The sequence below is a fragment of the Paenarthrobacter sp. TE3676 genome (assembly GCF_056279165.1).
This window is the reverse complement of sequence record NZ_JBWBQU010000006.1, coordinates 1-26,415: the sequence shown is the minus strand read 5'-3', so window position 1 is coordinate 26,415 and position 26,415 is coordinate 1. Positions and strand designations below refer to the sequence as shown.

Below are 26,415 nucleotides of genomic sequence, written 5' to 3'. Positions count from 1 at the left end.
CTTAAGCGCGCCCGACGACGGCACTTGAGTGCCGTCGTCGGGCGCTGCTTTCTCCGTTTAGGACAGGGCCTTGAGCACCAGCTGGCAGGCGCTTGGGATCGGTTGGATGATGTCGACGGCGGTAGTCTCCGCCAGCCGTCGTGCGGTGGCGCTGAGTGGCCCCCCGGCGATGATGACTGCCTCAGCCTGGTCAGACTCCGTGGCTGTCCTGACGGCCTGCGCCAGCTCCTGATACTGACGTTCAGCGTCTGCCGCCAAGACCAAGGGTTCGGACAGCGTCAGCCGGACACCGGTGAAGTGCTCCTGGAACCCGTGGTCTGCCACCAGCTTGCCCAGGGCTTCCACCAACAATGGTGTGCTTGTTGCCATACCGAAGTGACGGAGCCCGCCGTGAGAGTCCTGTGCGGCGGCGTAAACGGAGCCTTGTCCTATGCCGATCACCGGGATATCCAGTTCGTCGTCCAACTGTGCCCGCCCCGGATCACCTATCGCTGCAACGATCACAGCGGCCACCCTGCCGCCGTCGGGCCCGGAAAGGTAGCCGTGCACAGCATTGCGGACGTGCACCTCAGATTCGGACAAGGAGACCGGATCCACGATCATGGAAGGCCCGGCGGCTGCGGTAATGCCCACAACCCGGAGACCATGCGGCGCCAAGGTCTCCTCAGCCAGGTCCACCATCATGGTTGTGGTGTCGCCGTTGGTGTTCGGATTTACCAGGAGGACAGTGTCCGGGGTTGGAAGGTCAGTGTCCATAGATCGCAGCTTCCTCGTCATCGCCCGGTTCAGCGTCCTCTTCCAGGGGCTTGTTGAAGGTCTCGGGAGGGAATTGGACCACGATCGCCAGGACGACGAACAGCACTGCCAGAGTGGTGAACATGCCCGGCAAACCGGCGGAGTCGAACACGGCCCCGGAGATGAGCGGGAACAGGCCCCCGGACAAAGAACCTGCTGCCAGGATGATGGACGTACCGAAACCACGGGTGCGCGTGGGGTAGAGCTCCGGCGCAAACAGCCAAATGGTGGTGTTAAGGATGATCACCGAGAAGTTGAAGAGGACTCCGAAGATCACAACGAGCACGATGTCGGTGGCAAGGAAGGCCATGGACAGCCCGGACAGGCAGCCAAGAATTGCGGCCGCTGTCAGCACTTTCTTCCGGGGCAATCGGCTGGCGAGGTAGGCAGCTGTGCAGGCACCCAGCAATGAACCCGACTGCATGATCAGCGTGAACCAGAGGCTCGTGTTCACGGCATAACCGCGGGACACCAGGATGGTGGGCATCAGCGTCAGCATGGAAATCTGGGCGGCGTAGGACATGCAAACGGCAATGCACAGCAACACCGTACGCTTGAGGAGCTTGCCGCGGAGGGCGTCCTTCCAATGGCCGGACGATTTCATCACCACAGGATCGGGTACTGCCGTGATGTACGTTTCGGGATCGCTGATGGGGCCAGAGAGCTTGTTGCGGGCCAGCCGGGTGATGACGAGGTTGGCCTCGTCGATTTTGCCTTGGGAAGCCAGGAAGCGCGGCGTCTCCGGGACGTACCTCCTGAAGAACATCACCAGCAGGGCGGGGATGAAGAGCAGGCCGAACACCCAGCGCCACTTGTCCGGGCCGTCGAAGAGCGTGAAGACGAGGATGCCGAAGGCCGGTGCCAGCATGTTGCCCAGACCGGCTGCGGTGACGTTGATCAGTCCCACAGCGGTGCCGCGGTGTTTGGCGGCGAAGAACTCCGCCATCATGATCACGGCAACGGCTATTTCACCACCGAGCCCGAAACCGACAATGAAGCGGCCCGCGGCCAAAATGGGATAGTTCGGGGCAACGGCGCAGAGCAATGAGCCACCGGCGAAAATGATGAGGTTAATGACCAGCATGTGCCGCCGGCCGTATTTATCGACGATGAGACCCGTCGCGAGCCGTCCAAGTGCAGTTGCCGTAAACGTCATTGTGTTCAGCAAACCGATTTCGGTGGCTCCCAATCCCCACGATTGGCGGAGGATGGGGCCGGTGATTCCTACGGCATTTTGTTCGAGGGCGTCGAAGAAGACGCCCAACAGGATCATGAAGACAATCTGGCGATGTGCGCCAGTCACCCCAATCCGTTGATACGCGCCTTCGATTTGTTTGGCCAGGGATCCGGTCCGCGGTGTTGCAGCCTCCTGGGCAAGGTCTTTTTCCACAGTGCGCTCCTATCTGAGCTCTGAAGGTTTCATTCATTGCCACGCGAATGGTTCCGTCATGCGGAATGCGAATATCACATGAGGGAATGTGATGGAGATTACACTTTGGGATACCAAAAGGCCATGGTTGGCGTGTAAACAGAATGTGACCGGGAGCTCATTGAGAGGGGGAGCCGGTGCGGCGTGACCCGCTTTAGAAGGATAGATGCCCGAATGCACCCGAAATAAGTTGATTTTCGGCATCGTTGGGGTCAAAGATGGTCAGGAAGCCGCAGCCCACAGCCACCGAACGTCCCTTGGAAGAAGCCGAGCAATAGTGGCCCTTGAGCCCGTTAGTATGCCAGCGTCTCCCCGAGTCGCCTATGAAGGTTTAGGCGGTGGTTTTGCCTGCCTGCAGCGCCGCCTGCTCTATGCGGGCACAGTGGGCTGCCCACTCTTCCGTGGACCGGCCCGGGATGTTCGGGTCGCTTGGTCTCTGCCCAATGTTGCCGTCAATGAGTTCGCGAATAATGTCCGCGTGCCCCGCATGCCTCGACGTTTCCACGCACATATGGACCAGGATCTGGTGGAGAGTGACGTTCTTTTTCTCCTCCGACCACCACGGCACGACGCCCGGCGCATCCAGCGGGAGGGATTCGATGGTCTCATCGCTATGCTTGGCGGAAAAGTGGTGAAGCTCCATGATGTCCTCGCGGCTCTCACTTGCCGGAACCCACATGTCCGGTTCCGGTGCCGCATCGTCGGCAAACCACGGCAGCTCCCTGCCGCTGGACCGGCCAAAGGTCTCGCCGAAATACCCCAGCTCCACACTGGCCACATGCTTGACCAAACCCAGTAGGTTGGTTCCCGTGGGTGTCATGGGCCTGCGGGCATCGTACTCGCTCAGCCCGTCCAGTTTCCCGAGCAGGTCAGCCCGGCGGAGGCGCAAGTATGTCAGCAGCGTCGCTTTTTCATCCATGATCAGGACTCTATCGAAGGGGTCCGACAGTTCCGGGACCGCGACTTCGCGGGAAACGTGCCAACCAGCCCGATGAGCTCCAGCGTTGTCGCAGCATTCCCGCGATTTCGCTTGTCGCTGCCCCGGGGCGGATGCGACAGTGAACCATGGCCACTGAGGACGACGTAAGACGCATCTGCCTGAGCATGCCCGGAGTGACCGAGCGCCAGAGCTGGGGGCAGCCCGCGTGGTTCGCCAAGTCCCTCATGGCCCGCATGTGGGAAGAAGGCGTGGGCACGGTGAAAACCGAAGAACGCGAAGCACTCGCAGCCATGGAACCCGACACCTTCTTCTGGACTCCGCATCACGAACAGTCCCCGAAGCTGATGCTGATCCGGCTGGAACGAATCGACACGGAAGAGCTCGACGAACTGCTCCAGGAGTCGTACCGGATCGCCGGCGGCCCGGGCAAACCCAACTAGGTGACAGCAAACGTTGCACTGAGGGCTCAGTAGGACGGTTGCTGTTACTCAGTTGGGTGCACGTCCGCAGGCTAGACTCGGCGGCATGGGGGAAAACAACAAACTTGGGGAACAGAGCACACCGCAGCCTGCCCGCAGCGTCTCTGCCGTCGTCGTGCCTTTGCTGGGGCTGCTCGCTGTGATCGTGGGGCTGATCGTGGCGTGGACCAACCAGAGCACGAACTTCGGCTGGTTCGCCTACGCACCGTTGAGTGACACTGTCTTCGTCGGGAACGGTGGGGCCATGGTCAGCCAAGGCACACAGCTCGGGCTGGTCGTGACGGTCGTTGGCCTGCTGGTGCTCGCGTTCCGCGCTGGGCTCGCCATAGGCCGCCGAAGCCGCTGAGATCGCCGGACCCGCTGAATTCGCCGAACCCGCGCCGAAACCGCCCGCGAAACGCGAAATCGCCGGAAAGCTGCCAGCGAACTGGCAGCTTTCCGGCGATCCCGGCGAAAGCGAGGATCAGGTGAGCTTCACCTGACGGTTCATGTCCTTGTACAGCAGGTAACGGAACTCGCCCGGACCGCCCGCGTAGCAAGCCTGCGGGCAGAACGCGCGCAGCCACATGAAGTCGCCGGCTTCCACTTCAACCCAGTCGTTGTTGAGCAAGTACATGGCCTTGCCCTCAAGCACGTACAGGCCGTGCTCCATGACGTGAGTCTCCGGGAAGGGGATCACGCCGCCGGGCTGGAAGGTGACGATGTTCACCTGCATGTCGTGGGCGAGGTCGCTGGAGTCCGTGAAGCGGGTGGTCTTCCAGACGTCGTCGGTGTCCGGCATGGAGGTGGGCTCCACGTCCTTCTCATTGGTGACGAAGGACTTGGCCTCGAAGCCTTCAAGGCGCTCGTAGGCCTTGCGGATCCAGTGGAAGGAGACGATGTCGTCGGACACGTTCTCCAGGCCCCATTCCGCGCCGGCAGCAAGGTAGGCGTAGCCGCCCTCTTCGAGGTGGTGCAGCTCGCCGTCGAGGGTCAGGTTGACCTGGCCCTTGGTGACGAAGATGACGCCTTCAACGCCTGCCTCAAATTCGGCCTTGGGAGCCCCGCCGCCCGGTGCGATCTCCACGATCAGCTGGGAGAACGTGGTGGCAAACCCTGAGATCGGCCGCGCGATGATCCACGAACGCGTGTTGGAGAAACCCGGCAGGTTGCTGGTGACGATGTCCGTCATGACGCCCTTGGGGATCACCGTGTAGGCCTCGGTGACGATGGCCCGTTCGGTGGTCAGCTGGGTCTGCGGCGGCAGGCCGCCCTGAGGGTAGTAGTACTTGCCCATGCGAAATGCTCCTATCAGTGCGAAGTTGGTTGTGCGAGCCGCGGGTGCGCCAGTGCGGTCAGCTGCGAAAGTTCGACGCCGGCAAGCGCCTTGACCTCGTCGGTCCCCACGGCGCCGCACTGGACGCCGCGGAGGACGAAGCCCGCAAGCGCGCGGGCCGTTGCTGGCTCGTCCATGACGCCGCCTTCGGTGCGCTCCACGTAGTTCCGGAGGCGCAGGGCTGCGGCCGGGAGGCCTTCGCGGTAGAAAGCGTACGACGCCGAGAAGCGGCTGGGCAGTTGGGCTGCATGCAGGTCCCAACCCTGGTAGTAGCCGTTTTCCAGGGAGCGACGAACCAAGCGGCCGTGCAGCTTCCAGGCATCCTCCACGCCATCGCCCACGGGGATGATGTTGGTGGAACCGTCGGAGAGCCGGATGCCCGTGCCGGCAACAGCGAGCTGCATGACTTCCTTGGCGAAGTCGGCCACAGGGTGCTCCATGGACTGGTATTCCGCGGAGATACCCAACGAAGCGCTGTAGTCGTAGGTCCCGTAGTGCAGGGCGCTGATGCGTCCCGGAACAACGTGGGGGAGCTGGGCTACCGGTGAGGTTCCGTCAGCGCCGATGATGAGCTGCGGTGTTTCCACCTGCACCTCAAAGCGGAGCCGGCCGGCGGGAAGCCCGTGGACTTCTTCAAGGCGGGACACCGCGAAGTCCATCGCCTGCACCTGGGCCACCGTGGTGACCTTGGGCAGGGTGAGGATCAGGCCGGCCGGGAGTTCGCCAGCCGCGGCCAACGTGGAGACGAACAGGTCCAGCGTCTTCAGGCCGCGGGCCCTCGTGGGGGCTTCGAAGCACTTGAAGCGGATGCCGATGAACGGCGGAGCTGTTCCGGCCGAAACTGCAGCGGCAACAGCCTTGGCGGCAGCAACGGCGTCGGCGTCTTCTGCCGCATCGCCGCGGTCGCCGTAGCCGTCTTCGAAGTCCAAACGGAGGTCCTCGATCGGCTCAGCCGAAAGCTTCGCCGTCACACGGGAAGCAACAGCCGCCGCGAGGTGGGGCTCCTGACCCAACAGCTGCCCCAGCTTTTCCAGGCCGCCGTGAGCTTCCGCTGTCGCGAGTGCCTGCGCGCCCCACTCTGCCGCAAGGGAAGGCGTGAAGCGGTCGGCCGGGATGTAGACAGTGTGGATGGGCTGGCGTGAGCCGTCGTCGCCGGGGTAGTTGCGGTCCAGCAACTGGTCCGTCGCGGCGAGCTGTGACTCGATGTGGGCCAGATCAGAGGAAGAGAATGAGCCCATCTCAGCCCACCAGCTCATACGCGGGCGTGGTGAGGAAGTCCGTGTAATCGTCGGACAGACAGATTTCCTCGATCAGCTTGGACGCGGGCTCGTAGTAGGCCTTGAAGTTCTCGTCGCCGAACTCGATGCGCAGGCGCTCGGTTTCTTCCCCGAGGATGCGGCTGACGAGTTCGCGGGTCACGGTGTTGCCCGTGTCCGCGAGGACGGACTTGTTGCGGATCTGCTGCCATACCTGCGAGCGGGAAATCTCCGCGGTTGCGGCATCTTCCATGAGGTTGTGGATGGCAACGGCACCGCTGCCGGAGATCCAGACGCCCGTATAAGCGACGGCGACGTACAGGTTCAGCCGCAGGCCGGCTTCGGTGACCGTGCCGCCGGCAGAGGCGACGTCGATGAGCTGCTCGGCCGTGACGCTCACCTCGGGGCGCTGCTTGTCGAGCTGGTTGGGGCGGTCGCCGAGCACGGAGTCGAAGACTTCGCGGCAGGTGGGGACCAGGTCCGGGTGTGCAACCCAGGAGCCGTCGAAGCCATCGTTTGCCTCGCGGGTCTTGTCGGCACGGACCTTGTCGAAGGCTGCTGCGGTGACGTCCGGCTGCTTCCGGTTGGGGATGACGGCGGCCATGCCACCCATGGCGAAGGCGCCGCGCTTGTGGCAGGTCTTGACCAGAAGCTCGGTGTAGGCGCGCATGAAGGGAGCGGTCATGGCAACGGTGGCGCGGTCCGGGAGGACGAACTCTTCGCCGGCATCACGGAAGTACTTGATGATGCTGAAGAGGTAATCCCAGCGGCCGGCGTTCAGGCCGGAGGCGTGGTCGCGGAGTTCGTAGAGGATTTCGTCCATCTCGAACGCGGCCGGGATGGTCTCGATGAGGACCGTGGCGCGGACGCTGCCCTGCGGGATGCCGAGGAAGTCCTGGGCGAACACGAAGACATCGTTCCAGAGGCGGGCCTCAAGGTGGCTCTCCATCTTGGGCAGGTAGTAGTACGGGCCATGGCCGTTGAGGAGCAGCTGCTTGGCGATGTGGAAGAAGTGCAGGCCGAAGTCCACCAGCGCACCCACGGCGGGTTCGCCGTCGATCAGCAGGTGGTTCTCTTCCATGTGCCAGCCGCGGGGACGGGCAACAACAACAGCCAAGGGAGCATCGGTGCGGAGGCGGTATTCCTTGCCCTCGGGCGAGGTGTAGCTCAGGGTGCCCTGGGCTGCGTCGCGGAGGTTGAGGATCGCGTCGATGACATTGGGCCATGTGGGAGTGCTGGCGTCCTCGAGATCCGCGAGCCATACCTTGGCGCCGGAGTTGAGGGCGTTGATGGCCATCTTGGCGGGGGTTGCCGGGCCGGTCATCTCGACGCGGCGGTCCTGCAAAGCTGCCGGTGCCTCGGCGACCGTCCAGTCGCCGTCGCGGATTTCCTGCGTCTCCGGGAGGAAGTCGAGGCGGCTGGTGTCAGCAACTTTCTGGCGCTTGACGCCGCGTGCTTCCAGCAATTCGTTCCGGGTGCCGGCGAAGCGCTTGTGCAGTTCCTCGATGAAGGCCAGTGCCTTGGGGGTGAGGATTTCCTCGGCGCGATCGATCGGCCGGGGATCAGTGACTGTGATAGCCATGTGGCGGTGTCCTTTTCTAGAGTGCGCTGGCGGCGTTGGCGTGCGCCGCATTGGCCACGGCGGTCGCTACATCGGCGGCAACATGGGGATCGAAGACGCTGGGGATAATGTAACTCGCGTTCAGCTCATCGTCAGCTACCCGGTTGGCAATTGCCTCAGCGGCGGCCACCAGCATGTTCGGCGTAATGTCCGAGGCTCCGGCGTCCAGCAGGCCCCGGAAGAAGCCGGGGAAGGCCAGCACGTTGTTGATTTGGTTCGGGAAGTCGCTGCGGCCGGTGGCAACCACGGCTGCGTGCTTGGACGCGACAACGGGATCGATTTCCGGCGTCGGGTTCGCCATGGCAAACACGATAGCGTCCTCGGCCATCGACGCCACCTGCTCTTCGCCGATCACGTGCGGGGCGGAGACGCCGATGAAGACGTCAGCTCCCTTGAGGGCGTCGTGCAGGGTTCCGGAGAAACCTTCTTCGTTGGTGTTCGCGGCGATCCAGCTCCGGTGCTCGTCGTCGTACTTTTCACCCGAGTGGATGGCGCCGGAACGGCCGGCGGCGACGATGTGCTGCGCGCCCTGGGCCTTGAGGAGCTGGATGATGGCCGAGCCGGCAGCGCCGACGCCCGAAACCACGATCTTGACCTCGGAGAGCTTCTTGTCCACAACGCGGAGGGCGTTGACCAGGGCAGCGAGCGTGACGATCGCCGTACCGTGCTGGTCGTCGTGGAACACCGGGATGTCCAGTTCTTCGCGGAGGCGGTTCTCGATCTCGAAGCAGCGCGGCGCGGCGATGTCTTCGAGGTTGATGCCGCCGTAGACGGGCGCCATGGCCTTGGCGATCATGATGATTTCTTCGGTGTCCTGGGTGTCCAGGCAGACCGGCCAGGCGTCAACGTTGGCGAACTGCTTGAAGAGCGCAGCCTTGCCTTCCATGACGGGCAGGGCCGCGGCGGGACCGATGTTGCCCAGGCCCAGAACGGCCGAACCGTCAGTGAGGACTGCGATGGTGTTGCGCTTGACCGTCAGGTTGCGGGCTGCGGCCGGGTCCTCTGCTATGGCCATGCAAACGCGGGCGACGCCGGGAGTGTAGGCACGGGACAGATCGTCACGGTTGCGCAGGGCTACTTTGGGTACAACTTCGAGCTTGCCACCGAGGTGCATGAGGAAGGTGCGGTCCGAGACGTGCTGGACGGTGACGCCGTCGAGGGCGTTCAGGGCGTCCTTCACGCGGGATGCGTGGTCGTCGTCGGTGGTGTTGCAGGTGACGTCAACAACGATCGTCTCGTGGTGGGATTCCGTGACGTCCAGCGCGGTGATTGCTGCACCGGCTGCGCCGACGGCTGCTGCCAATTCGCTGGTAGCGGTGAAGCTCGACGGTGCGGCGACGCGCAGGGTGATCGAGTTTCCGGGGCTCGGATTCGCCATTGAAATTCCTCCTGTAAGGCCCGTTCCCGGGCCGCCGTTCCAAACTGAATGTTTTCGTATTATGGATATTATTATCTACAAAGTGGAAACACAACCCCTTGCTTGGTCATGTTCGGTGTCATCGCGCAGGTGGGCGCTGTGCTGTATGTTGGGTGTTCTAAGCAATTCTTTTCACGATGCGGATAAGAGTTGTCGGAATCTGAGTCATTGGAGACAAGGGAATGGCTGAAAAAGCCTCCGGAGGCGTGCAGTCCGTTGAGCGCGTCTTTGAACTGCTGGAACTGATCACGGACGCGGGCGGCGACGTCACCTTGAGCGAGCTTTCGTCGTCCACTGACCTCCCCCTGCCCACCATCCACCGCTTGCTGCGCACGCTGGTGTCACTCGGCTACATCCGCCAGCTGCCCAACCGCCGCTACGCCCTGGGCCCCCGGCTCATCAGGCTCGGCGAAGGTGCCAGCAAGCAGCTCGGTGCCGTGGCCCGTCCGCAGCTGAAGACCCTTGTGGAACGCCTGGGCGAGACCTCCAACATGGCCGTGCTGGATTCCGACATGGTCATTTACGTTGCCCAGGTCCCCTCCATGCACTCCATGCGCATGTTTACCGAGGTCGGCCGCCGCGCCCACACGCACGACACCGGCGTGGGCAAAGCCATCCTCGCCCAGTTGGACGACGAGGTGGTCCGCGGCATCGTGGCCCGCACAGGCATGCCCACTCCCACGGCCAAGAGCATCGGCGACATCGACTCCTTGCTCGCGGACCTCAAGCTGATCCGCGAACGTGGCTACTCCATTGACGAGGAAGAGCAGGAGCTCGGCGTGCGCTGCTTCGCCATGGCCGTCCCCAACGCTCCCACTCCCACCGCGATCTCCGTGTCCGGTCCGATCACCCGCGTGGACCAGAGCTTTGCCGACCGCGCCGTGCCCATGCTGCGTGAAGCTGCGATGGCGATCTCCGCGGAGCTGAACCAGAACTGATTTTCTTTCGCCGAGTTGGCACATAATGCCCATGTTTTCCAAAAACATGGGCATTATCTGTCATCTCGGCGCGGGTTTTGAGCGGGTGGCCTTCTTCAGCATGGAGTTCACCACGATCGGGTGAACCGGGCGCACGACGCTGAAGTACAGCTTCCCCCTCCACCCCTTAAGTACGACGGCGGTGGTCACCCTGATGAGTCGGCCCACCGGGTCGACCCCGACGGCAGCCGCGAAGTCCAAGTGCTTATCCCGGACAAAGACCAGGGCTTCTTCGCCGGACTGATCCGTCACTCTGAACGTGTCCCGCGGGGCCTTGGGGATGCCGATCAAAGGGACCAGGGCCTGTCGCAAACCCATCGCCGCAGCAACCCAGCGGGGCATGGACTCCAGGGAGAACACCCGCTCCGCCCACTCCGCAGGTTCCGTGCTGGCTCCGTCTGGAAGGACGGCCAGGCAAACGTCCGCGTAGTCCGGGGTCGGGATCTCGCGGAAGGCCAATGAGCGGAAGCAGGGTGACTGTTCGGTCATGGGCTGATCCTACGGTGCGAGGCGTGGAGGTGAGCTTCCCACGCGGGTGAGTGCCGCCGTCGTACGTTCTGCGTGAGATGACACTTGACGCCTATGTTTTCCGCAAACATGGGCGTCAAGTGTTATTTCGGCGGATCAGGAGTTAGTGCTCCGACGCGCTGGACGTCTTGAGCGGAACTTCCTTGCCGTCGGCGTCGATGAGCTTGCCGTTCTCGAAGCGGTCGCCTTCGCTGAGGCACTTGATGTCCTCTTCGCTGACGATCCGGTCTGTGCCCGCGACGAATACCGACTGGTTGTCCGAGTTGCCGGCTTTGAGGTGGTTGAAGAGGATGTTCAGCAGGATGGCCATGACGGCTGCCGAGCTGATGCCGGAGTGGAAGATCGTGGAGAACCAGGACGGGAACGCGTCGTAGAAGGACGGCGCGGCGATGGGGATCATGCCGAAGCCAATCGACGCCGCCACGATGATCAGGTTCATGTTGTTCTTGTACTCAACCTTGGCCAGGGTACGGATACCGCTGGCTGCCACCGTACCGAAGAGCACGACGCCGGCGCCGCCCAGGACGGGCGTCGGAACCGCTGCGACAACGCGGCCCAGGATCGGCAGGAGGCCAAGGATCACCAGGATGAGGCCGCCGGCGCTGACTACGAAGCGGCTCTTGATGCCCGTGATGGCGACGAGGCCGACGTTCTGGGCGAAGGCGCTCTGCGTGAAGGAGTTGAACAGCGGGGAGATGGCGCTGGAGAGCATGTCGGCGCGGAGGCCGTCGCCGATGCGGCGGGAGTCCACCTTGGTGTCCACGATCTCGCCCACTGCGATGATGTCTGCCGAGGTTTCGGTCAGGGTCACCAGGATGACGATAAGCATGGAGATGATGGCGGCGATTTCGAAGGTCGGAGCACCGAAAGCGAACGGCGTGGGGAATGCGACGATGTCGCCCTGGCCAACCTTGGAGAAGTCGGCCATGCCTGCCACGAACGCGATGATGGTGCCGATGACCATGGCCAGCAGGATGGAGAGCCTGGAGATAGCGGCGTTGCCCACCTTGCTCAAGAGCAGTACGACGCCCATGGTTGCTGCTGCGAGGCCGATGTTGGCCATGCTGCCGTAATTGTCCGCCTTGGCGTTGCCGCCCATGGCCCAGTTTGCTGCCACCGGCATCAGTGTGAGGCCGATAGTGGTGATCACGGTTCCAGTAACCACCGGTGGGAAGAACTTGATGATCTTGGAGAACAGGGGAGTGATCGCCAGGCCAATCAGCGAGGCCACAATGACCGAGCCGAACACCGCCTGGATCCCGCCACCGCCTTGGACGATCGCCACCATGGTGGAAACACCGGCGAAGGAAACGCCCTGTACCAATGGCAACTGCGAGCCGAAGAACGGAATGCCGACGGTCTGCAGGATGGTGGCCAGGCCGCCAACGAACAAGCAGGCGGCAATGAGGAGGCCGATGTCCTGCGAGGACATGCCGGCGGCCGCGCCGATGATCAACGGCGGGGCAATGATTCCGCCGTACATGGTGAGAACGTGCTGGAAGCCGTAAGCGAAGGTGCTTCCGATGGAGAGTCGCTTATCCTCGGGGCGTTCCGACTGATGCGTCTGCGAACGGGTGGTATTCGCAGGGCGGGATTTCTTCTTGATGTTCATGGCAGACTTTCTGGGTTCATGGCAGACGTCTTCGTCTGGCTAACTGTGTCTGGCTAACAAAATCTTGGGTTGTTTGGGGTTGGGGTTGTGTGCAGGCCCGGCCGTTACGGGGCGCCGTTGGGGGGCCTGCACACAAACCCGTGGGTGGCGCTTTTTAGTGCTGGTTTGGTGCGGGCTTAGCAGAAGCCGGCGATGCCGCTCCAGGCAACGGGTGCAGCTTCGATGTTCTCGCGCTGGACAGTTGCTTCGATGAGGCCGTACGGGCGATCCGCGGCGAAGAAGACCTCGTTGGGGTTGTCCAGGCCGAACGGGCTCAGGTCAACCAGGAAGTGGTGCTTGTTGGGCATGGAGAACTTGATCTCGTCCACTTCGCTGTGTGCTTCCAGGACCTTCTTGCCCATGTCGAACAGCGTCTGCTGCAGGGCGTGGGAGTAGTTTTCCGTGAAGCCTTCGAGCAGGAGGGCTTTGATGTCCTCGTAGCTCTTGTTGAAGTCCGTGCCGGCGAAGTCCAGGTTGGTGTTGTAGCGCCAGCGGGCGGATACATCGGTGGCCAGGATGCGGTCGGTGGTTTCCGGAAGGGTGGTGTACTTATCGCGCGGGTAGCCGACAAAACCGGACTGCGTGGTCTTCAGGACGGTCAGATCCTTGAGTCCGCTGATGAGGTGCGTGGTTGCGCCATCACGGACGACGACGGCGGTGCGCACCTCTTGTCCGTTGCGGACGAAGCTGTGGTCGTGTCCCTCACCGTGGGCCTGGATGCGATCCCAGCTGTAGGCTTCGGCTTCCCAACGGCCGCCGGTGACCCAGTCGAATCCGCCGGTGAAGTGGTTTGCGAGGCGAAGCAGGAAGGACTCGGGTGAGCCGACGCCTTCACGGGCAAAGGCGTAGACCGTGTTCTTCTGGGTGTCGGTGGCAACGACGTGGCCGTTGTCGCCTTCGAGGTGGGCCGCCTGGAAGTCGCCGCGCAGCTGCGAGGTGACGTTCAGGTCTTCAATGTGGTGGCGGTCGGTATCCCGGGTGACCTTGACGACGCGGACTTCTGCTTTGCCGTACTGGTTTTCGCCGAGGACGATGTTGTTGCTCATGGTCATATCCCAACTTCTGTGAGGTGGAACCTACGTTCCATCAATGAAATTAAGCGCGTGTTTCCACTGCGTTTCTGGTGGAGCCGACCCAACAAAAAAGAGCCAGCATCCATGGATGCCAGCTCATTACGACCCTGCCTGCTGCTCTCAGGTTACGTGACCTACGCCACGAACTGATTCGAGAGTAGCGCACTATTTCGTCTTGTGTATACGGGTATCGAAGGATCGTTATGAACCATCCAAATGTGACCGGGGCAACTCACTTCGCCTCCCAAGGGGTCTTGACGACTGCTTTCGCCGCTGCCTACACTTTCCACATAACAATAAAAGTTTTCCGAAGAGCGGAAACTGTAGGCATGAGAAAGAGGAGGAACAGATGGACTCGAAGGATACGAACAACGTCGTGGAATTCCCGGCGCCGGGTCAGGAGCTGTACCTGCCCTTCGGTGCGACAGATCCCGACTTCTATATTCCGGCCGACTGTGACCGCAAAGCCGGCGGGTTCTCCCGTTGGCTGCGCGCGCTCCCGGTATTCGGCCGGCAGCGCCCCTAGATCCCCGGCGGTTCCCTTTCCTCGCAAGCTCGGACAGGGAACCCTGCCGCCGTGGGACCTTGCGGGGACGGACTCTGCGCAACAGAGCCAACGAGGCGGGCGATACCTGGGGAGGTATCGCCCGCCTTTCCGTTGCTGCCTGACCGTCGCGCCCGCTCGGTCCCCGCCCGGCGCCTACCCCGCGCCCACCACCCGTTTAGACGTCCAGCTGCGCCATAGACGGTAGGAATCGTCTAACACGCAGCAAGCCGTCTAAACGAACTTTTCCACATAGGACTGAGCGCACCTGTCCCAAGCTCGCGGGATCTGACGAAGCTTGGTTCATGACTAAAACTGCCCCCTTGGAGCTCCCTGCAGGAATCCACCTCTGGCGTACTTCCGAGCTCAACGAGGCAGGATTCAACGCTCGCGCCATCGCTTGGATGGTCCGGAGGGGAGAGCTGGTAAGGCTTCGCCGTGGTTGCTACATCCGTGGACGCATTTGGGCTGGGCAAAAACCTTGGGTGCGAAGCCGACAACTGATCGCAGCACATGCTCATGGGACGCTTACGACGTCGGGCGGCGGCTTGGTCTATAGCCACACTTCCGCGGCACGTCTCCATCGATTGTTTCTGTGGGACGTTGACGACCGCGTGCACATAACGCAGAAGAATACGCCTTCGCCTATCTCGCATGGACGCGATGTAGTCGCCCATTCCCGAAGGCTCAACGAGGCGGACGTGGTCCTCATGGACGGGCTGCCGTGCACATCCCTGGAGCTGACCGTCGTGGATTGCTGCCTGACTTTGAACTCCAAACAAGCCTTGATCTTGATGGATCATGCACTCCGCATGGGGGCGGATTTCGCCCGCCTGGAGAAAATGTGCGTTGCGCTGGCTGGAAGAGGCGGCGTGCTGACGCTGCGCCGAGTCCTCCAAAGTGCGGACCCTCGTTCTGAGTCTCCCGGGGAAACCCTGACCCGCGAGCTACTCCTGCGTCTCCGGATTGAACAACCCGAACTTCAAGTGGAAGTCCGCACGGTTGAAGGCAGTCATCGCCTCGACTTCGCATGGCGTAGCAAGAAAGTGGCCATGGAGTTCGACGGCCGCACCAAATACTTCGATTACAAGCCAACGGATGAGGTGATTTTTAAGGAGAGGCAACGCGAAAAGGCCCTGACCGAGCTCGGCTGGACCTTCATTCGGATCAAATGGCGGGATCTGTTCCAGGAGCACGAGTTCAAGAATCGTGTTCTTCGTGCACTAAAAGCGGCCGGATAGACGGCTCCGTGCGTATTAGACGACTCCTACCGTCTAATACGCAGGGAACCCCCGAAACGGGCCCCGCCGGGCAACCAGAACCTACCCAGCAACCAGCTTGCGCGCCGCCGCCGAGTGCTCAGCGATCAGCCCGGCGACGTCCAGCCCTGGAATCGCACCGTCCACAACGCGCCAAGAACCCCCGACCATCACCCGATCGGCACGGTCCGCCCCGCAGAGCAGCAATGCGGCGACGGGGTCGTGGCTTCCGGAGAAGCGCAGCTCGTCGGGCTTGAACAAGGCCAGGTCCGCTTGCAGTCCGGGTGCCAGTTGCCCAATGTCGGAGCGCCCCAAAACGGCGGCAGATCCACGAGTAGCCCATCCCAGTGCCCGCTCCACGGGAACCGAGGCGCCATAGCGGAGCCGCTGCAAATACAGGGCCTGACGAGCCTCGAGGATCATGTTGGAGGCATCGTTCGACGCCGATCCATCCACTCCCAGCCCCACGGGAACGCCCGCAGCCTCAAGTTCCAGGACGCGGGCAGTCCCGGAGGCGAGGCGCATGTTGGAAGTGGGGCAATGCGCGACGGCGGTGCCCGCGGCTCCCAGCCTGGCGATCTCGTCGTCGTTGAAATGGATGCCGTGCCCAAGCCAGGTGCGGGATCCCAACCAGCCCACGGATTCCAAGTAGTCCACGGTCCGCAGTCCGAACATGGAGCGGCAGAAGTCTTCCTCGTCAATGGTCTCGGCAAGGTGCGTGTGCAGCCGGACATCGAAGCGTTCAGCCATCGCGGCAGATTCGGCCATGATCTCCTTGGTCACCGAGAAGGGCGAGCACGGGGCAAGCGCGATCTGTACAACAGCCCCATCGCCGGTCTCGTGGTACTGGCGAATCAGCCGTTCGCTGTCCGCAAGGATCGCTTCAGGCGACTGGACCGTGGTCCTGGGCGGCAGCCCGCCGTCGTCCTCTCCCAGTGTCATGGACCCGCGGGTCAAGGTGGCGCGCATTCCCATGGCGCGCACCGCAGCTACTTCGATGTCGATTGCGTCTTCCATGCCGTCGGGGAAGAGGTAGTGGTGGTCGGCGGCACTGGTGCAGCCGGAGAGCAGCAGCTCGGCCAGTGCCACCTGCACTGCGAGCTCCAGGCTGCGCGGCGTCAATCGTGCCCACACCGGGTACAAGTTTTGCAGCCAGGGGAACAGCGGCGCGTTGGCCACGGGGCCCCAAGCGCGGGTGAGGGTTTGGTAGAAGTGGTGGTGCGTGTTGATGAGCCCCGGGAGGACCACATGGGCGGAGGCATCAAAGACGGTCGCGGGAGAAGAAGGCCGACCGCCCGTAGGCACCAGCTCCAGGATTTTTCCGTCGGAAACCACCAGGCCGCCGCCGGCGTCGAGGTCGTTTGCGGTGAAGATACCCAGCGGGTTCTTGATCCAAAGAGGGGTCATGACAGGTTCCTTGTCTGGTCGGCGTGTACGCGTTCCAGCTCAGTTAGGCCCTGTCTGCTGATCCAGGTGGCCGGTCCGCCAGAGGGGTGGCCCGGTCTCCAAAGCGTAAAATGCCCGACGGCGGCAGTCAACGCTCGCGGGCTGCCTGCGGTCACATTCGGGCACCAGCGCCGGCACCAGCCCCGGCACCAGCCCGGCGCCTGCCCGCAGCACAGCTAATTTCGCATCACGAAATTAAGTTTTCAAAAAACTATGGCGCGGCTCACAAACCTGGTGCTACGCTCTAACTGCCAAAGGCGGGCACCCGGACCTCGGGAAGCTATCTACCAGGCGCAACTTAACCTTCATCGCACATGCTGAAGCCTGGTAACCAAGCTAACTGGAGCTCCTCTCTGTAGCGCCCCCAAACAGGTCACCTGGCTTCCTCAGCACTAAGGAAGTCGCAACATGAGTACAACCGTCACGGCCGAGCAATTCCTGGCCACATCCATTGAGCTGGCAACAGCCAATGTCCTTAACAGTGGGGGCCCCTTCGGCGCCGTCATTGTCACCGCGGACGGACGAGCCTTCGAAGGCGTCAACCGCGTCACCGCCACGAACGATCCCACCGCACACGCAGAAGTCACGGCCATCCGTAACGCCTGCCGCGAACTGGGAACCTTCGATCTCAGCGGAGCAACCCTCTACACCAGCTGCGAGCCATGCCCCATGTGCCTGGCCTCCGCACTCTGGGCTCGCGTTGACCGCGTGTTCTTTGCAGCAGACCGTCACGACGCCGCATCCGTCGGCTTTGACGACGCCGTCTTCTACGAGTACTTCGAGAACGACAACCGGGACGGGCTGATGCCGGTAGCCAAGCTGGAACTGGGCGACCCCCAGGCTCCGGCGGCCCTCCAGCCGTTCAACACATGGAACACGCTTGATTCCAGGATTGATTACTAGGGCCCGGTGGCTGACATGACAATCCTGGACAATTCCGCTGAAAAGCAGACAGCAGCTGAAAAGCAGGCTGCGCTCTTTCCCCAGGGAGACGGCGCAGAGCCCACAGCGGCAAAGCACACGGCAACCGGCCTGGCAGATGGAAACAAGAAGCCCCCGGTGTCGAACTCCTTCCTGGATAAGTTCTTCCAGATCTCGAAGCGTGGCTCAACGTTGGCCCGCGAATTCCGCGGCGGCCTGGTCACCTTCTTCACCATGGCGTACATCGTCATCCTTAACCCGCTCATCCTGGGTGGCTTCTCGGCAGAAAACGCCCCTACCGACGTCGCTGGCGGCTGGCTTTCAGCTGCACAGGTTGGAGCCGTCACTGGCCTGACCGCCGGCGTCATGACCATCATCTTCGGTCTCGTCGCCAACCTGCCCTTCGGCCTCGCGGCCGGCTTGGGCATCAACTCGTTCCTCGCCGTCGCGGTCATCCAGGAAGTTACGTGGCCCGAAGCCATGGGCTTAGTGGTCATCAACGGCATCCTGATTGTCATCTTCGGTGCTACCGGCGCCCGGACGGCGATCTTCAAGGCAGTCCCGAAGGAACTCAAGGCCGCCATCACCGTTGGCATCGGCTTGTTCATCGCCTTCATCGGCTTTGTGGATTCCGGATTCGTTCGCGCAACAACGGGCGGCCCACCGGTCCAGCTCGGCGACAACGGCTCCATCACGTCCATCCCCACCCTTGTCTTCATCATCGGACTGCTGACCATGGGCATCCTCGTGGCACGCAAGATCCAAGGCGGCCTGCTGATCGGCATCGTCGCCACCACTGTCCTCGCCGCTGTTGCCGAGGCCGTGTTCCGCATCGGTCCAGGCAGCGCCGACAACCCCGGCGGCTGGCACCTCAACGTGCCCATCCTGTCGAGCCAATTGGTGTCCGTCCCGGACCTGAGCTTGGTGGGCCAGTTCGATCTCTTCGGCTCCTTCGCCAGGATCGGTGGATTGGCTGCGACGATGTTGGTCTTCACCTTGGTGTTCACCAACTTCTTCGACGCCATGGGCACCATGACGGGCCTGGCCAAGAGCGCAGGCGTGGCACACAAGGACGGCACGTTCCCCAAGCTGAAGTCAGCCTTCATTGTTGAAGGCATGGGTGCAGTGGTGGGCGGCGCAACGTCCGGTTCGTCCAACACCGTGTACATCGACTCGGCGGCGGGCATCGGCGAAGGTGCACGAACCGGCCTGGCTTCGGTGGTCACCGGCTTGCTGTTCCTGGGCTCCATGTTCTTCACGCCGCTCACCTCGGTGGTCCCGCTGGAAGTTGCGGCGTCAGCCTTGGTGGTGGTGGGTGCGATGATGATGGCGCAGATCCGCGAGATCAAGTTCACCAAGTTCTCCATCGCCCTCCCGGCGTTCCTGACCATCGTGACCATGCCGCTGACGTACTCCATCGCCAACGGCATCGGCGTCGGCTTCATCTCCTTCGCGGTGATCAGTGCGGCGTCGGGCAAGGCCAGGAAGGTGCACCCGCTCATGTGGGTGGTCACGGCAGGCTTCATCATCTACTTTGCCCGCGGCCCGATCAACGCGCTGATGGGCGTCTAGCCCGGAGCCGCACCCGCGCCGGCGGGCATACATTTCCGGCACTTCGATCGGCGGTCCGCCGGTACCCACCGCACGAATAGGCGTCCGCCGTCGTTGTCCCTAAATAACAGGCACGACGGCGGGCGGCGGCCCTGGTGATTCAGGGACGGGCACCGACGCTCCGTCAGGGAACGGGGGCAGGGAGATGAAGCCCTTGCCCCCGTTCCTATGAACTCCACTTTTACTGAATAACCGCGACTACCTCCTCTGGAAATGAGAATATGAGGCAAGATCGCGCACTGCTCCGGCCGGGCCACCCGGCCGGGACACCTGGAATAAGGATGTGTTGCCATGCTGGATCTGATGCCTTCACTGGGCAGCTGGCGGCCTGCGGTCTCCGGCCAACTGTGTGCTGTGGCCACGATCGTGGGGACCGGAGGCTCCGTGCCGCGGCCCATGGGGACCTCCATGATGGTCTCCGAAAACGGCGAAATCCTGGGCAGCTTGTCCGGAGGTTGCGTGGAAAGTGCCGTGGTGGAGGCGGCCTTGGAAGCAATGCGCGACGGCGGCCCTCGCCTTGAGTCTTTTGGCTACAGTGCCGAGGACGCGTTCGCCGTCGGGCTCACCTGCGGAGGAGAGCTGGAAGTCCACATCCAGCCGCTCCGGGCAGGATCGCCTGAACTGTCTGTTTTTGCTGAAACTCAGCGCCCTGCAGCCCTGATCCGCCGGCTCGATGGTCAGGGTGGAGTCATGGTGGTCAACGATCCCGTGCGGTTCCGGGCCATGGAATCCGAGGAACTGGCCAAATTGCTTGGCGACCACCCCTCCACACTTTTTGCCGCCGCCGCCCAGGTTGAGCCCCTGCTCCAAGGTGGCCGCGCCGGGTTGGTCCGGCTGGCCCCGCCCGAGGGGTGCATCGACGGGTGGGTCACTACCGAGCGGTTGGCCTTGCCCCCACAAGAGGAAACGCAGCCCGAGCCCATCACCTTGTTCGTGGAAAGCCGGTTGCCGGCAGCTCGGATGCTGGTCTTCGGTGCCAACGATTTCGGAGCGGCCCTGCTCCCGGCCGGGCAACTCCTCGGATACAACGTCACGCTGTGCGACGCGCGGCCTGCCTTCGCGACGCAAAGCCGCTTCGCAGGCGCAGACCAAGTGGTCACCGATTGGCCGCACCGTTACCTGGAAACCGAGGCGGCCGCCGGGCGCATCGATTCCCGCACAGTGGTGTGCATCCTGACTCACGACCCCAAATTCGACATCCCGTTGCTTGAGGGCGCCCTCCGGTTGAACCTGGCGTACGTCGGTGCGATGGGTTCCCGTCGCAGTCACCGCCAACGGATCGAGGCCTTGCTCGAGGCAGGCACTCCGCCGGAGTCCTTGGAACGGTTGCATTCGCCCATCGGGCTGAACCTCGGCGCCGTGACTCCTGCCGAGGTAGCAGTTTCCATCACGGCAGAAATCATCGCTGAGCGTGGAGCTGGCCAGAAGACTTCCAAGGCACCCGGGTTCCCGTCGCTCAAGGACAGCACCGGCCCGATCCACTCAGCCCCGACTCACGCAGCAGCCCAATACCTCACTCAGGAGGACCCATGGACATGAACACCATCGAGGCCGTGGTCCCCACCACGGACCCGGCACAATGGCGCGACGGCGATGCCTGGCTCGCCGGGGGCACTGTCCTTTTCTCCTACGGCAGCACGGTCCTCAAACGGCTCCTTGACCTCGGCCAAGCGGAGTGGCCCGCCATCACCGTCACTGACCAAGGCATCGAGCTGGCCGCCACCTGTACCGTCGCCGAGCTCTACGCCCTGCCACAAACCGCGGAATCCGCCAGCCGCGAGTGGCCTGGCTTGGCGCTGATCCGCCCGTGCTGCGATTCGTTCGTGTCCTCGTTCAAGATCTGGAACATGTCCACGGTGGGCGGCAACATTTGCACCGGCCTGCCGGCAGGGCCCATGACATCACTCTGCGCAGGACTCGACGGCGTAGCCACCATCCTCAGCCCCGACGGCACCAGCCGCAGGGCTCCGGTGGCCGACGTCGTCATAGGCGATATGCAGACTGTCCTGGCACCGGGGGAATTACTCCGCAGTATCCATCTGCCCGCGTCAGCGTTGTCCGCCAGGGTTGCCTTCCGGCGCTTGTCGCTCAGCAACCTGGGCCGCTCCGGCGTGCTGCTGATCGGGCGGCTCGACCCCGACGGCGGTTTGGTCATCACGGTGACTGCTTCCACCAAAAGGCCGGTACAACTGAGGTTCCCCGCCGGTCAGGTTCCCGACGCCGGGACCCTGGCTGACGCCGTCGGCGATTCCATTCCGTGGCCGCTGTACCACGACGATATTCATGGCCTGCCTGCATGGCGGCGCGACATGACGTTCAAGCTGGCCGAGGAAATCCGGGCCGAGCTGCTGGGCGAATCAATGACCGTTTCCGGTGATTTCTGGCCGCCGCACAACACCTCGCCCCAGCCGTCCACCCAGCCAGCCGTACCAAGCACGCAGCAGAAGGAGGCCCGCAATGGCAATTGAGATCAACGGTTCTGCCTCGCAGGGCACACCCCGCCCCGGACAATGCCTCCGCACCTTCCTCCGCGAGGAGGGCAACTTCGGAGTCAAGAAGGGCTGCGACGGCGGCGACTGCGGTGCCTGCACCGTGCACGTCGACGGCACGCCCGTCCACAGCTGCATCTATCCGGCAGTCCGCGCCGAAGGCAAAGCGGTCACCACCATCGAAGGCCTGTCCAAGGACGGCGAACTACACCCTGTGCAGGAACAGTTCCTGGAGGCCCAGGGCTTCCAATGCGGCTTCTGCACGGCGGGCATGATGATGACGGCCGCGACGTTCGACGACGAGCAACGCGCCAACCTGCCCCGGAACCTCAAGGGCAACCTGTGCCGCTGCACCGGTTACCGCTCTATCGCGGACGCGGTCTGCGGTCACGCCGGCGCCCACAGCGGCGATCACCACCACGACGCCGGAGCGGACGTTTCAGGGGCACAGTCAGTTGCCGCAGTCCCAGCCACACCCGGCCAGCTCGGGGACAACGTTCCCGCCCCCGCCGGGCAGGCCGTGGTGACAGGAACCGCCCGCTACGCCCTCGATGTCCCGGCGGAACAACTCCCGGGCCTGCTGCACATGAAGCTCCTGCGTTCGCCGCATCCGCATGCCCGGATCGTGTCCATCGACAAGGCTCCCGCCTTGGCTGTTCCCGGCGTCGTGGCGGTCTTCACCCACGAAGACGCACCGCAGCTGCTGTTTTCCAGTGCCCAACACGAGAATTACACCGACGACCCGGACGATACGCGCGTGCTGGACAACGTGGTGCGGTTCATCGGGCAGAGGGTTGCCGCCGTCGTAGCCGAATCCGTGGGCGCAGCTGAGGCCGGTGCCCGGGCGTTGACCGTGCAGTACGAACTCCTACAGCCCGTGTTCACTCCGCAGGAGGCCATCCTCCCCGGTGCCCCGGCCATTCATGGGGAAAAGGACGGCGTCTTCTCCCGCATTTCCCGCCCGCTCCACAACGTGGTGGCCGAGGTCCATGCCGAACTGGGCAGCGTAGCCGACGGCTTTGCGGCCGCAGACTTCATTCACGAGCACACGTACAAGACGCAGCGCGTGCAGCACGTGGCGATGGAAACCCACGCCTCCATTGCCTGGCTGGATGAAGACGGCCGCTTGATGATCCGTTCCTCCACGCAGGTACCTTTCCTGGTGAAGCGGACGCTGAGCCGGGTGTTCAACCTGCCGCCGGAGAATATCCGCGTGGTGGCAGGCCGGGTTGGCGGCGGCTTCGGTGGCAAGCAGGAAGTCCTCACCGAGGACCTGGTGGCCCTCGCAGCCCTTGCACTCCGGAAGCCCGTGCAGCTGGAGTTCACCCGGACCGAGCAGTTCACGGCGACTACCACCCGGCACCCCTTCACCATTCACCTCAAGGCCGGGGCCAGCCGCGATGGTTCGCTCACTGCGCTGCAGTTGAACGTCCTCACCAACACCGGTGCCTACGGAAACCACGCACCCGGCGTCATGTTCCACGGGTGTGGAGAGTCCTTGGCCGTCTACAAGTGCGTGAACAAGAAAGTGGACGCACACGCCGTCTACACCAACACGGTCCCCGCGGGTGCTTTCCGTGGGTATGGTCTGAGCCAGATGATCTTCGCGATCGAGTCTGCCATTGACGAACTCGCCATCGGCATCGGGATGGATCCGCTTGAGTTCCGGCTCAAGAACATGGTCCGGCCCGGCGATCACATGCTCTCCACAACACCCGAACCCGAGGAAGACGTTCACTACGGAAGCTACGGCCTGGACCAGTGCGTTTCCTTGGTGCGGGACGCCCTGGACCGCGGCAAGGAACGCTACCGGGCAGCCGGTTTGGATGACCTGGGGCCGGATTGGGTGGTCGGGGAGGGCTCAGCCCTGTCCATGATCGACACCGTTCCGCCCCGCGGCCACTTTGCCCACACCCGGGTGAGCCTGGAGGCGAACGGAAGGTTCGCCGTCGACGTCGGTACTGCGGAATTCGGGAACGGCACCACAACCGTCCATGCGCAATTGGCTGCCACGGCCTTGGCTACGACGGCGTCCAAAGTGACGGTGCGGCAGTCCGATACCGACCTCCTGGAGCACGACACCGGCGCGTTCGGTTCGGCCGGCACCGTGGTGGCAGGTAAGGCGACGTTGGGTGCGGCGCTGGAACTCGCCACCCGGATCCAGACGGTCGCGGCTTCACTGACCGGAGCCGCCTTGACTGATTGCCGCTTGGTGGACGGCGCCGTTCAGTGCGGCGATCGCACGTTGCCGCTGACGGAAATCGTCGACGCCGCCCGGCTGCAAGGCGTTCGACTCGCCACGGACGGCAACTGGGGAGGGACACCGCGGTCGGTCGCGTTCAACGTTCACGGCTTCCGGGTTGCTGTTAATACAGGAACCGGTGAGCTGCGGATTCTGCAGAGTGTCCAGGCCGCCGACGCCGGTGTGGTGGTGAATCCGCGGCAGTGTCGTGGGCAGATCGAGGGCGGCATTGCGCAGGCCCTGGGTGCGGTGCTTTACGAGGAAGTGAAAGTGGACGACGCCGGACGCGTCACCACGGACATCCTGCGGCAGTACCATATTCCGTCGTTCGCGGACGTTCCCCGCAGTGAGGTCTATTTCGCCACCACCAACGATTCCACCGGTCCCCTCGGTGCCAAGTCCATGAGCGAAAGCCCGTTCAACCCCGTCGCTCCCGCCCTGGCCAACGCGATCCGCAACGCCACCGGGATCCGCTTCGGCGAGCTGCCCATCGCGCGGGACAAGATTTACCTGGCCCTCCGCGACCGCACCACTGCACCCGTCTGACCCAACTAACCCCTGTCCCGTGCCAACCCAACTAGGTGACAGCAAACGTCGGTATGAGCCCTCATTGCGACGTTTGCTGTTACCTACTTGGGGAAGACGGCGAGCTCCATGAACACACTGTTGGGGTCCAGGGTGTAATCCCCGAAGGGCGGGCACTCCGTGAATCCGTGCCTGGCGTACAGTCGGCGGGCGGGGGCGAAGTAGTCCTCGGTTCCCGTTTCCAGGCTCACCCGCTCGTAACCCATCCGGGCGGCTTCGGCCACGATGTGTTCCAGCATTTGGGTGGCCACTCCACGTCCGCGGGCAATGGAAGTAGTGCGCATTGATTTGATCTCCGCGTGCCCGGAGGACAAGGCCTTCAAGGCTCCACAACCCAGCAGAACGCCGTCCTCCCGGGCTGTCCAGAACGTCATTGACTCATGCTTCAACGCCGAATGGTCCAGTGCATGAACGCTTTCGGCCGGGGAAGTGGCGAACATATCGGCCAGGTGCTCGCTGAGGAGCTGGTGGACATCCGGGCGTGCGGGATCATCAGTTGCGATGCGGATCATGTCCCCAAATTTACCTGCCGCAACCCGTCCGAACCGCCGCTACCCGTCCAAAAGATGCAGCTGGTCCTTCGTGTCCAGGTCCTCGCCGGAGCAGAGGTCGCTGCAGTCCACTAAGTCCACGAGCCCCGGATGCGCCTTGAGGAACGAACGCGCGCCCGTGTCGCCATTGGCGGCTGCAGCCGCTTCGGAGCGGAGTCCGACGTCGAAAATCACCGGGTGCCGACGCTTCAGGTGGCCGGACTCGTCCGGGTAGGCGGCTGCGGTGACCCGGCCGGGACGGTGGCTGCCCAGCAACCTGCTCACCGCCGTCGGGGTTAACCCGGGCTGGTCCACCAGCGCCACCATGATGCTGTTGCCTGCCATGGCCGCATCAATGCCGGCGCGGAAGGAGCCGGCCATTCCCTTGGCCCAATTCTCGTTCTCGACCACCACATGGGTGCCCAAATCGGTGCTTTGGCGGACATGGTCGGCCTCAGCGCCGAGCACCACAACAACCTCGCGGCATCCGCCGTCGAACAGCGTGTCGGCGAGTACTTCCACCAGGGTCCTGCCCCGGAAAGGGAGTAGCGCCTTGGGGCCGCGGCCCAGCCGTGTTCCGGCGCCTGCAGCGAGGAGCACGCCCGTGGTGGGGGCCGTGCCGGTGTCAGTCATATCCTCACGATACGCGCGGGGCTCCATGCGGTCTCTAGCTCCTTGGGGTTCTTTCCAAGAGATCTACCAATATCGGTTGTAAATTACCGATCAGTAGGGCTTTTGGTGGTCTGAATTGGCCGATATGGTCGGTGAGGGAGTTATGAAGTCAGCTCGGATACGCAGTGTCGCGTGAAAGAACAGGGGAAAATGGCTGGCAGTTTTGAAATTCTCAAGGCAGGAACCAACTCATTCCGGTTCCGGCTGACCGCGGAGGATGGAACGGTTGTGGCAGTGTCGCCACAGTTCCCGAACCTGAAAGCGGTAGTGGCTGGTATCAACGCGGTTCGCGAGAATGCGGCAACCGGCTTCGTGGTCGATAGAAGGAACCTGGGCACCTAAGTCTGGTTCAACGAAACCCGCTCAACGACAATTGGCGGCAGCGTTCTTCACGAACGCTGCCGCCAATTTGTCATGCGGGCTGTTTAGGCGTCGCCGCCTGCTCCGCCGGTGGTGCCGGCGTTGACGTCCAGCAGCTTGTAGCGGTCAATGGCGTACGACGGCGCGCCCTCCTCAACTTCGCCCCTCGCCGCCAGCAACTGGAGGGTTTTGGCGACGATGGAGTGGGTGTCGTTTTTGAAGTAGCGGCGTGCGGCTTGGCGGGTGTCGGAGAAGCCGAAGCCGTCTGCTCCGAG

25 protein-coding genes are annotated in these 26,415 nt (G+C 63.1%); 11 read left to right on the top strand and 14 right to left on the bottom strand.

Features of this window, described 5'->3' with window-relative positions:
* Positions 1–57 precede the first annotated feature (57 nt).
* From ACZ881_RS14775 to ACZ881_RS14765, 3 genes are all read right to left on the bottom strand, one after another.
* Entirely contained in the window at positions 58–756 is a 699-nt protein-coding gene (locus ACZ881_RS14775) for an aspartate/glutamate racemase family protein (RefSeq protein WP_476116539.1), read from the bottom strand.
* Positions 746–2,185 carry an MFS transporter gene (locus ACZ881_RS14770; RefSeq protein ID WP_476116537.1) on the bottom strand — a complete coding sequence of 480 codons (1,440 nt, stop codon included), beginning with the start codon at positions 2,183–2,185 and terminating at the stop codon, positions 746–748. Before ACZ881_RS14770 ends, ACZ881_RS14775 begins: the two co-directional genes overlap by 11 nt.
* A gap of 370 nt (positions 2,186–2,555) precedes the next feature.
* Positions 2,556–3,143 carry a DinB family protein gene (locus ACZ881_RS14765; RefSeq protein WP_476116534.1) on the bottom strand — a complete coding sequence of 196 codons (588 nt, stop codon included), beginning with the start codon at positions 3,141–3,143 and terminating at the stop codon, positions 2,556–2,558.
* Positions 3,144–3,289: 146 nt separating this feature from the next.
* On the opposite strand from ACZ881_RS14765, the gene ACZ881_RS14760 reads away from it, so the two are divergent.
* On the top strand, positions 3,290–3,604 hold the full coding sequence (locus ACZ881_RS14760) for an MmcQ/YjbR family DNA-binding protein (RefSeq protein ID WP_476116532.1): 315 nt from the start codon (positions 3,290–3,292) through the stop codon (positions 3,602–3,604).
* Between the two features lie 85 nt (positions 3,605–3,689).
* Complete coding sequence (locus tag ACZ881_RS14755) at positions 3,690–3,989, top strand: hypothetical protein (RefSeq protein WP_476116531.1); 300 nt, start codon at positions 3,690–3,692, stop codon at positions 3,987–3,989.
* 117 nt (positions 3,990–4,106) lie between these two features.
* Here ACZ881_RS14755 and ACZ881_RS14750 read toward each other — a convergent pair whose 3' ends face one another.
* Genes ACZ881_RS14750 through ACZ881_RS14735 form a run of 4 tightly spaced genes read right to left on the bottom strand, consistent with a single transcriptional unit; the run spans position 4,107 to position 9,213 of the window.
* Positions 4,107–4,919, bottom strand: coding sequence for a bifunctional allantoicase/(S)-ureidoglycine aminohydrolase (locus ACZ881_RS14750; protein WP_011776030.1), 813 nt, complete (start codon positions 4,917–4,919; stop codon positions 4,107–4,109).
* A 14-nt stretch (positions 4,920–4,933) separates the two neighbouring features.
* The gene (locus tag ACZ881_RS14745; protein WP_476116530.1) at positions 4,934–6,196 is read right to left on the bottom strand and encodes a DUF6986 family protein; all 1,263 of its coding nucleotides are present in this window, start codon (positions 6,194–6,196) and stop codon (positions 4,934–4,936) included.
* Between the two features lies 1 nt (position 6,197).
* Positions 6,198–7,796 (bottom strand): malate synthase A, encoded by a 1,599-nt coding sequence (aceB, locus tag ACZ881_RS14740; protein ID WP_476116528.1) that lies wholly within the window; start codon positions 7,794–7,796, stop codon positions 6,198–6,200.
* Positions 7,797–7,812: 16 nt separating this feature from the next.
* Positions 7,813–9,213: an NAD-dependent malic enzyme gene (locus ACZ881_RS14735; RefSeq protein WP_178994195.1), complete on the bottom strand. Its 1,401-nt coding sequence runs from the start codon at positions 9,211–9,213 to the stop codon at positions 7,813–7,815.
* 221 nt (positions 9,214–9,434) lie between these two features.
* On the opposite strand from ACZ881_RS14735, the gene ACZ881_RS14730 reads away from it, so the two are divergent.
* Positions 9,435–10,190, top strand: coding sequence for an IclR family transcriptional regulator (locus ACZ881_RS14730; RefSeq protein WP_011776026.1), 756 nt, complete (start codon positions 9,435–9,437; stop codon positions 10,188–10,190).
* 60 nt (positions 10,191–10,250) lie between these two features.
* Here the strand turns inward: ACZ881_RS14730 and ACZ881_RS14725 are convergent, their stop codons facing one another.
* The 3 genes from ACZ881_RS14725 to pucL form a co-directional block, all read right to left on the bottom strand.
* Positions 10,251–10,718: a DUF2867 domain-containing protein gene (locus tag ACZ881_RS14725; protein WP_476116525.1), complete on the bottom strand. Its 468-nt coding sequence runs from the start codon at positions 10,716–10,718 to the stop codon at positions 10,251–10,253.
* Positions 10,719–10,860: 142 nt separating this feature from the next.
* Positions 10,861–12,369, bottom strand: coding sequence for a nucleobase:cation symporter-2 family protein (locus ACZ881_RS14720; protein WP_178994199.1), 1,509 nt, complete (start codon positions 12,367–12,369; stop codon positions 10,861–10,863).
* A gap of 176 nt (positions 12,370–12,545) precedes the next feature.
* The gene (gene pucL / locus ACZ881_RS14715; protein WP_178994201.1) at positions 12,546–13,460 is read right to left on the bottom strand and encodes a factor-independent urate hydroxylase; all 915 of its coding nucleotides are present in this window, start codon (positions 13,458–13,460) and stop codon (positions 12,546–12,548) included.
* A gap of 370 nt (positions 13,461–13,830) precedes the next feature.
* Here pucL and ACZ881_RS14710 point away from each other — a divergent pair, with 370 nt between their 5' ends.
* Together ACZ881_RS14710 and ACZ881_RS14705 are read left to right on the top strand one after the other, a co-directional pair.
* A complete protein-coding gene (locus ACZ881_RS14710) occupies positions 13,831–14,007 on the top strand; it encodes a hypothetical protein (RefSeq protein ID WP_014922716.1) in 177 nt (58 codons plus the stop codon).
* Positions 14,008–14,330: 323 nt separating this feature from the next.
* Positions 14,331–15,266, top strand: coding sequence for a type IV toxin-antitoxin system AbiEi family antitoxin domain-containing protein (locus ACZ881_RS14705; RefSeq protein WP_476116522.1), 936 nt, complete (start codon positions 14,331–14,333; stop codon positions 15,264–15,266).
* An 81-nt stretch (positions 15,267–15,347) separates the two neighbouring features.
* Here ACZ881_RS14705 and ACZ881_RS14700 read toward each other — a convergent pair whose 3' ends face one another.
* Positions 15,348–16,691, bottom strand: a complete 1,344-nt coding sequence (locus ACZ881_RS14700; RefSeq protein WP_476116520.1) for an 8-oxoguanine deaminase — start codon at positions 16,689–16,691, stop codon at positions 15,348–15,350.
* Between the two features lie 447 nt (positions 16,692–17,138).
* Between ACZ881_RS14700 and ACZ881_RS14695 the strand changes: the two genes are divergently transcribed.
* The 5 genes from ACZ881_RS14695 to ACZ881_RS14675 all read left to right on the top strand — a co-directional run bounded on the left by ACZ881_RS14695 (position 17,139) and on the right by ACZ881_RS14675 (position 24,539).
* The gene (locus tag ACZ881_RS14695; RefSeq protein WP_476116518.1) at positions 17,139–17,633 is read left to right on the top strand and encodes a nucleoside deaminase; all 495 of its coding nucleotides are present in this window, start codon (positions 17,139–17,141) and stop codon (positions 17,631–17,633) included.
* A gap of 6 nt (positions 17,634–17,639) precedes the next feature.
* Entirely contained in the window at positions 17,640–19,223 is a 1,584-nt protein-coding gene (locus tag ACZ881_RS14690; RefSeq protein ID WP_178994206.1) for an NCS2 family permease, read from the top strand.
* 330 nt (positions 19,224–19,553) lie between these two features.
* A complete protein-coding gene (locus ACZ881_RS14685) occupies positions 19,554–20,801 on the top strand; it encodes an XdhC family protein (RefSeq protein WP_476116516.1) in 1,248 nt (415 codons plus the stop codon).
* A complete protein-coding gene (locus ACZ881_RS14680; protein ID WP_476116514.1) occupies positions 20,792–21,730 on the top strand; it encodes an FAD binding domain-containing protein in 939 nt (312 codons plus the stop codon). The genes ACZ881_RS14685 and ACZ881_RS14680 overlap by 10 nt, the downstream gene beginning before the upstream one ends.
* Positions 21,720–24,539 (top strand): molybdopterin-dependent oxidoreductase, encoded by a 2,820-nt coding sequence (locus ACZ881_RS14675; protein WP_476116512.1) that lies wholly within the window; start codon positions 21,720–21,722, stop codon positions 24,537–24,539. The genes ACZ881_RS14680 and ACZ881_RS14675 overlap by 11 nt, the downstream gene beginning before the upstream one ends.
* Positions 24,540–24,622: 83 nt before the next feature.
* Here the strand turns inward: ACZ881_RS14675 and ACZ881_RS14670 are convergent, their stop codons facing one another.
* Both ACZ881_RS14670 and nboR read right to left on the bottom strand, forming a co-directional pair.
* Positions 24,623–25,090 carry a GNAT family N-acetyltransferase gene (locus ACZ881_RS14670; RefSeq protein WP_476116510.1) on the bottom strand — a complete coding sequence of 156 codons (468 nt, stop codon included), beginning with the start codon at positions 25,088–25,090 and terminating at the stop codon, positions 24,623–24,625.
* Positions 25,091–25,129: 39 nt separating this feature from the next.
* Positions 25,130–25,768 (bottom strand): nicotine blue oxidoreductase, encoded by a 639-nt coding sequence (nboR, locus tag ACZ881_RS14665; RefSeq protein WP_476116508.1) that lies wholly within the window; start codon positions 25,766–25,768, stop codon positions 25,130–25,132.
* 162 nt (positions 25,769–25,930) lie between these two features.
* Here nboR and ACZ881_RS14660 point away from each other — a divergent pair, with 162 nt between their 5' ends.
* Entirely contained in the window at positions 25,931–26,122 is a 192-nt protein-coding gene (locus tag ACZ881_RS14660) for a YegP family protein (RefSeq protein ID WP_044569301.1), read from the top strand.
* Between the two features lie 83 nt (positions 26,123–26,205).
* Here ACZ881_RS14660 and ACZ881_RS14655 read toward each other — a convergent pair.
* The coding region (locus ACZ881_RS14655) for a hypothetical protein (protein ID WP_209759205.1) at positions 26,206–26,415 on the bottom strand (210 nt) is incomplete at its 5' end.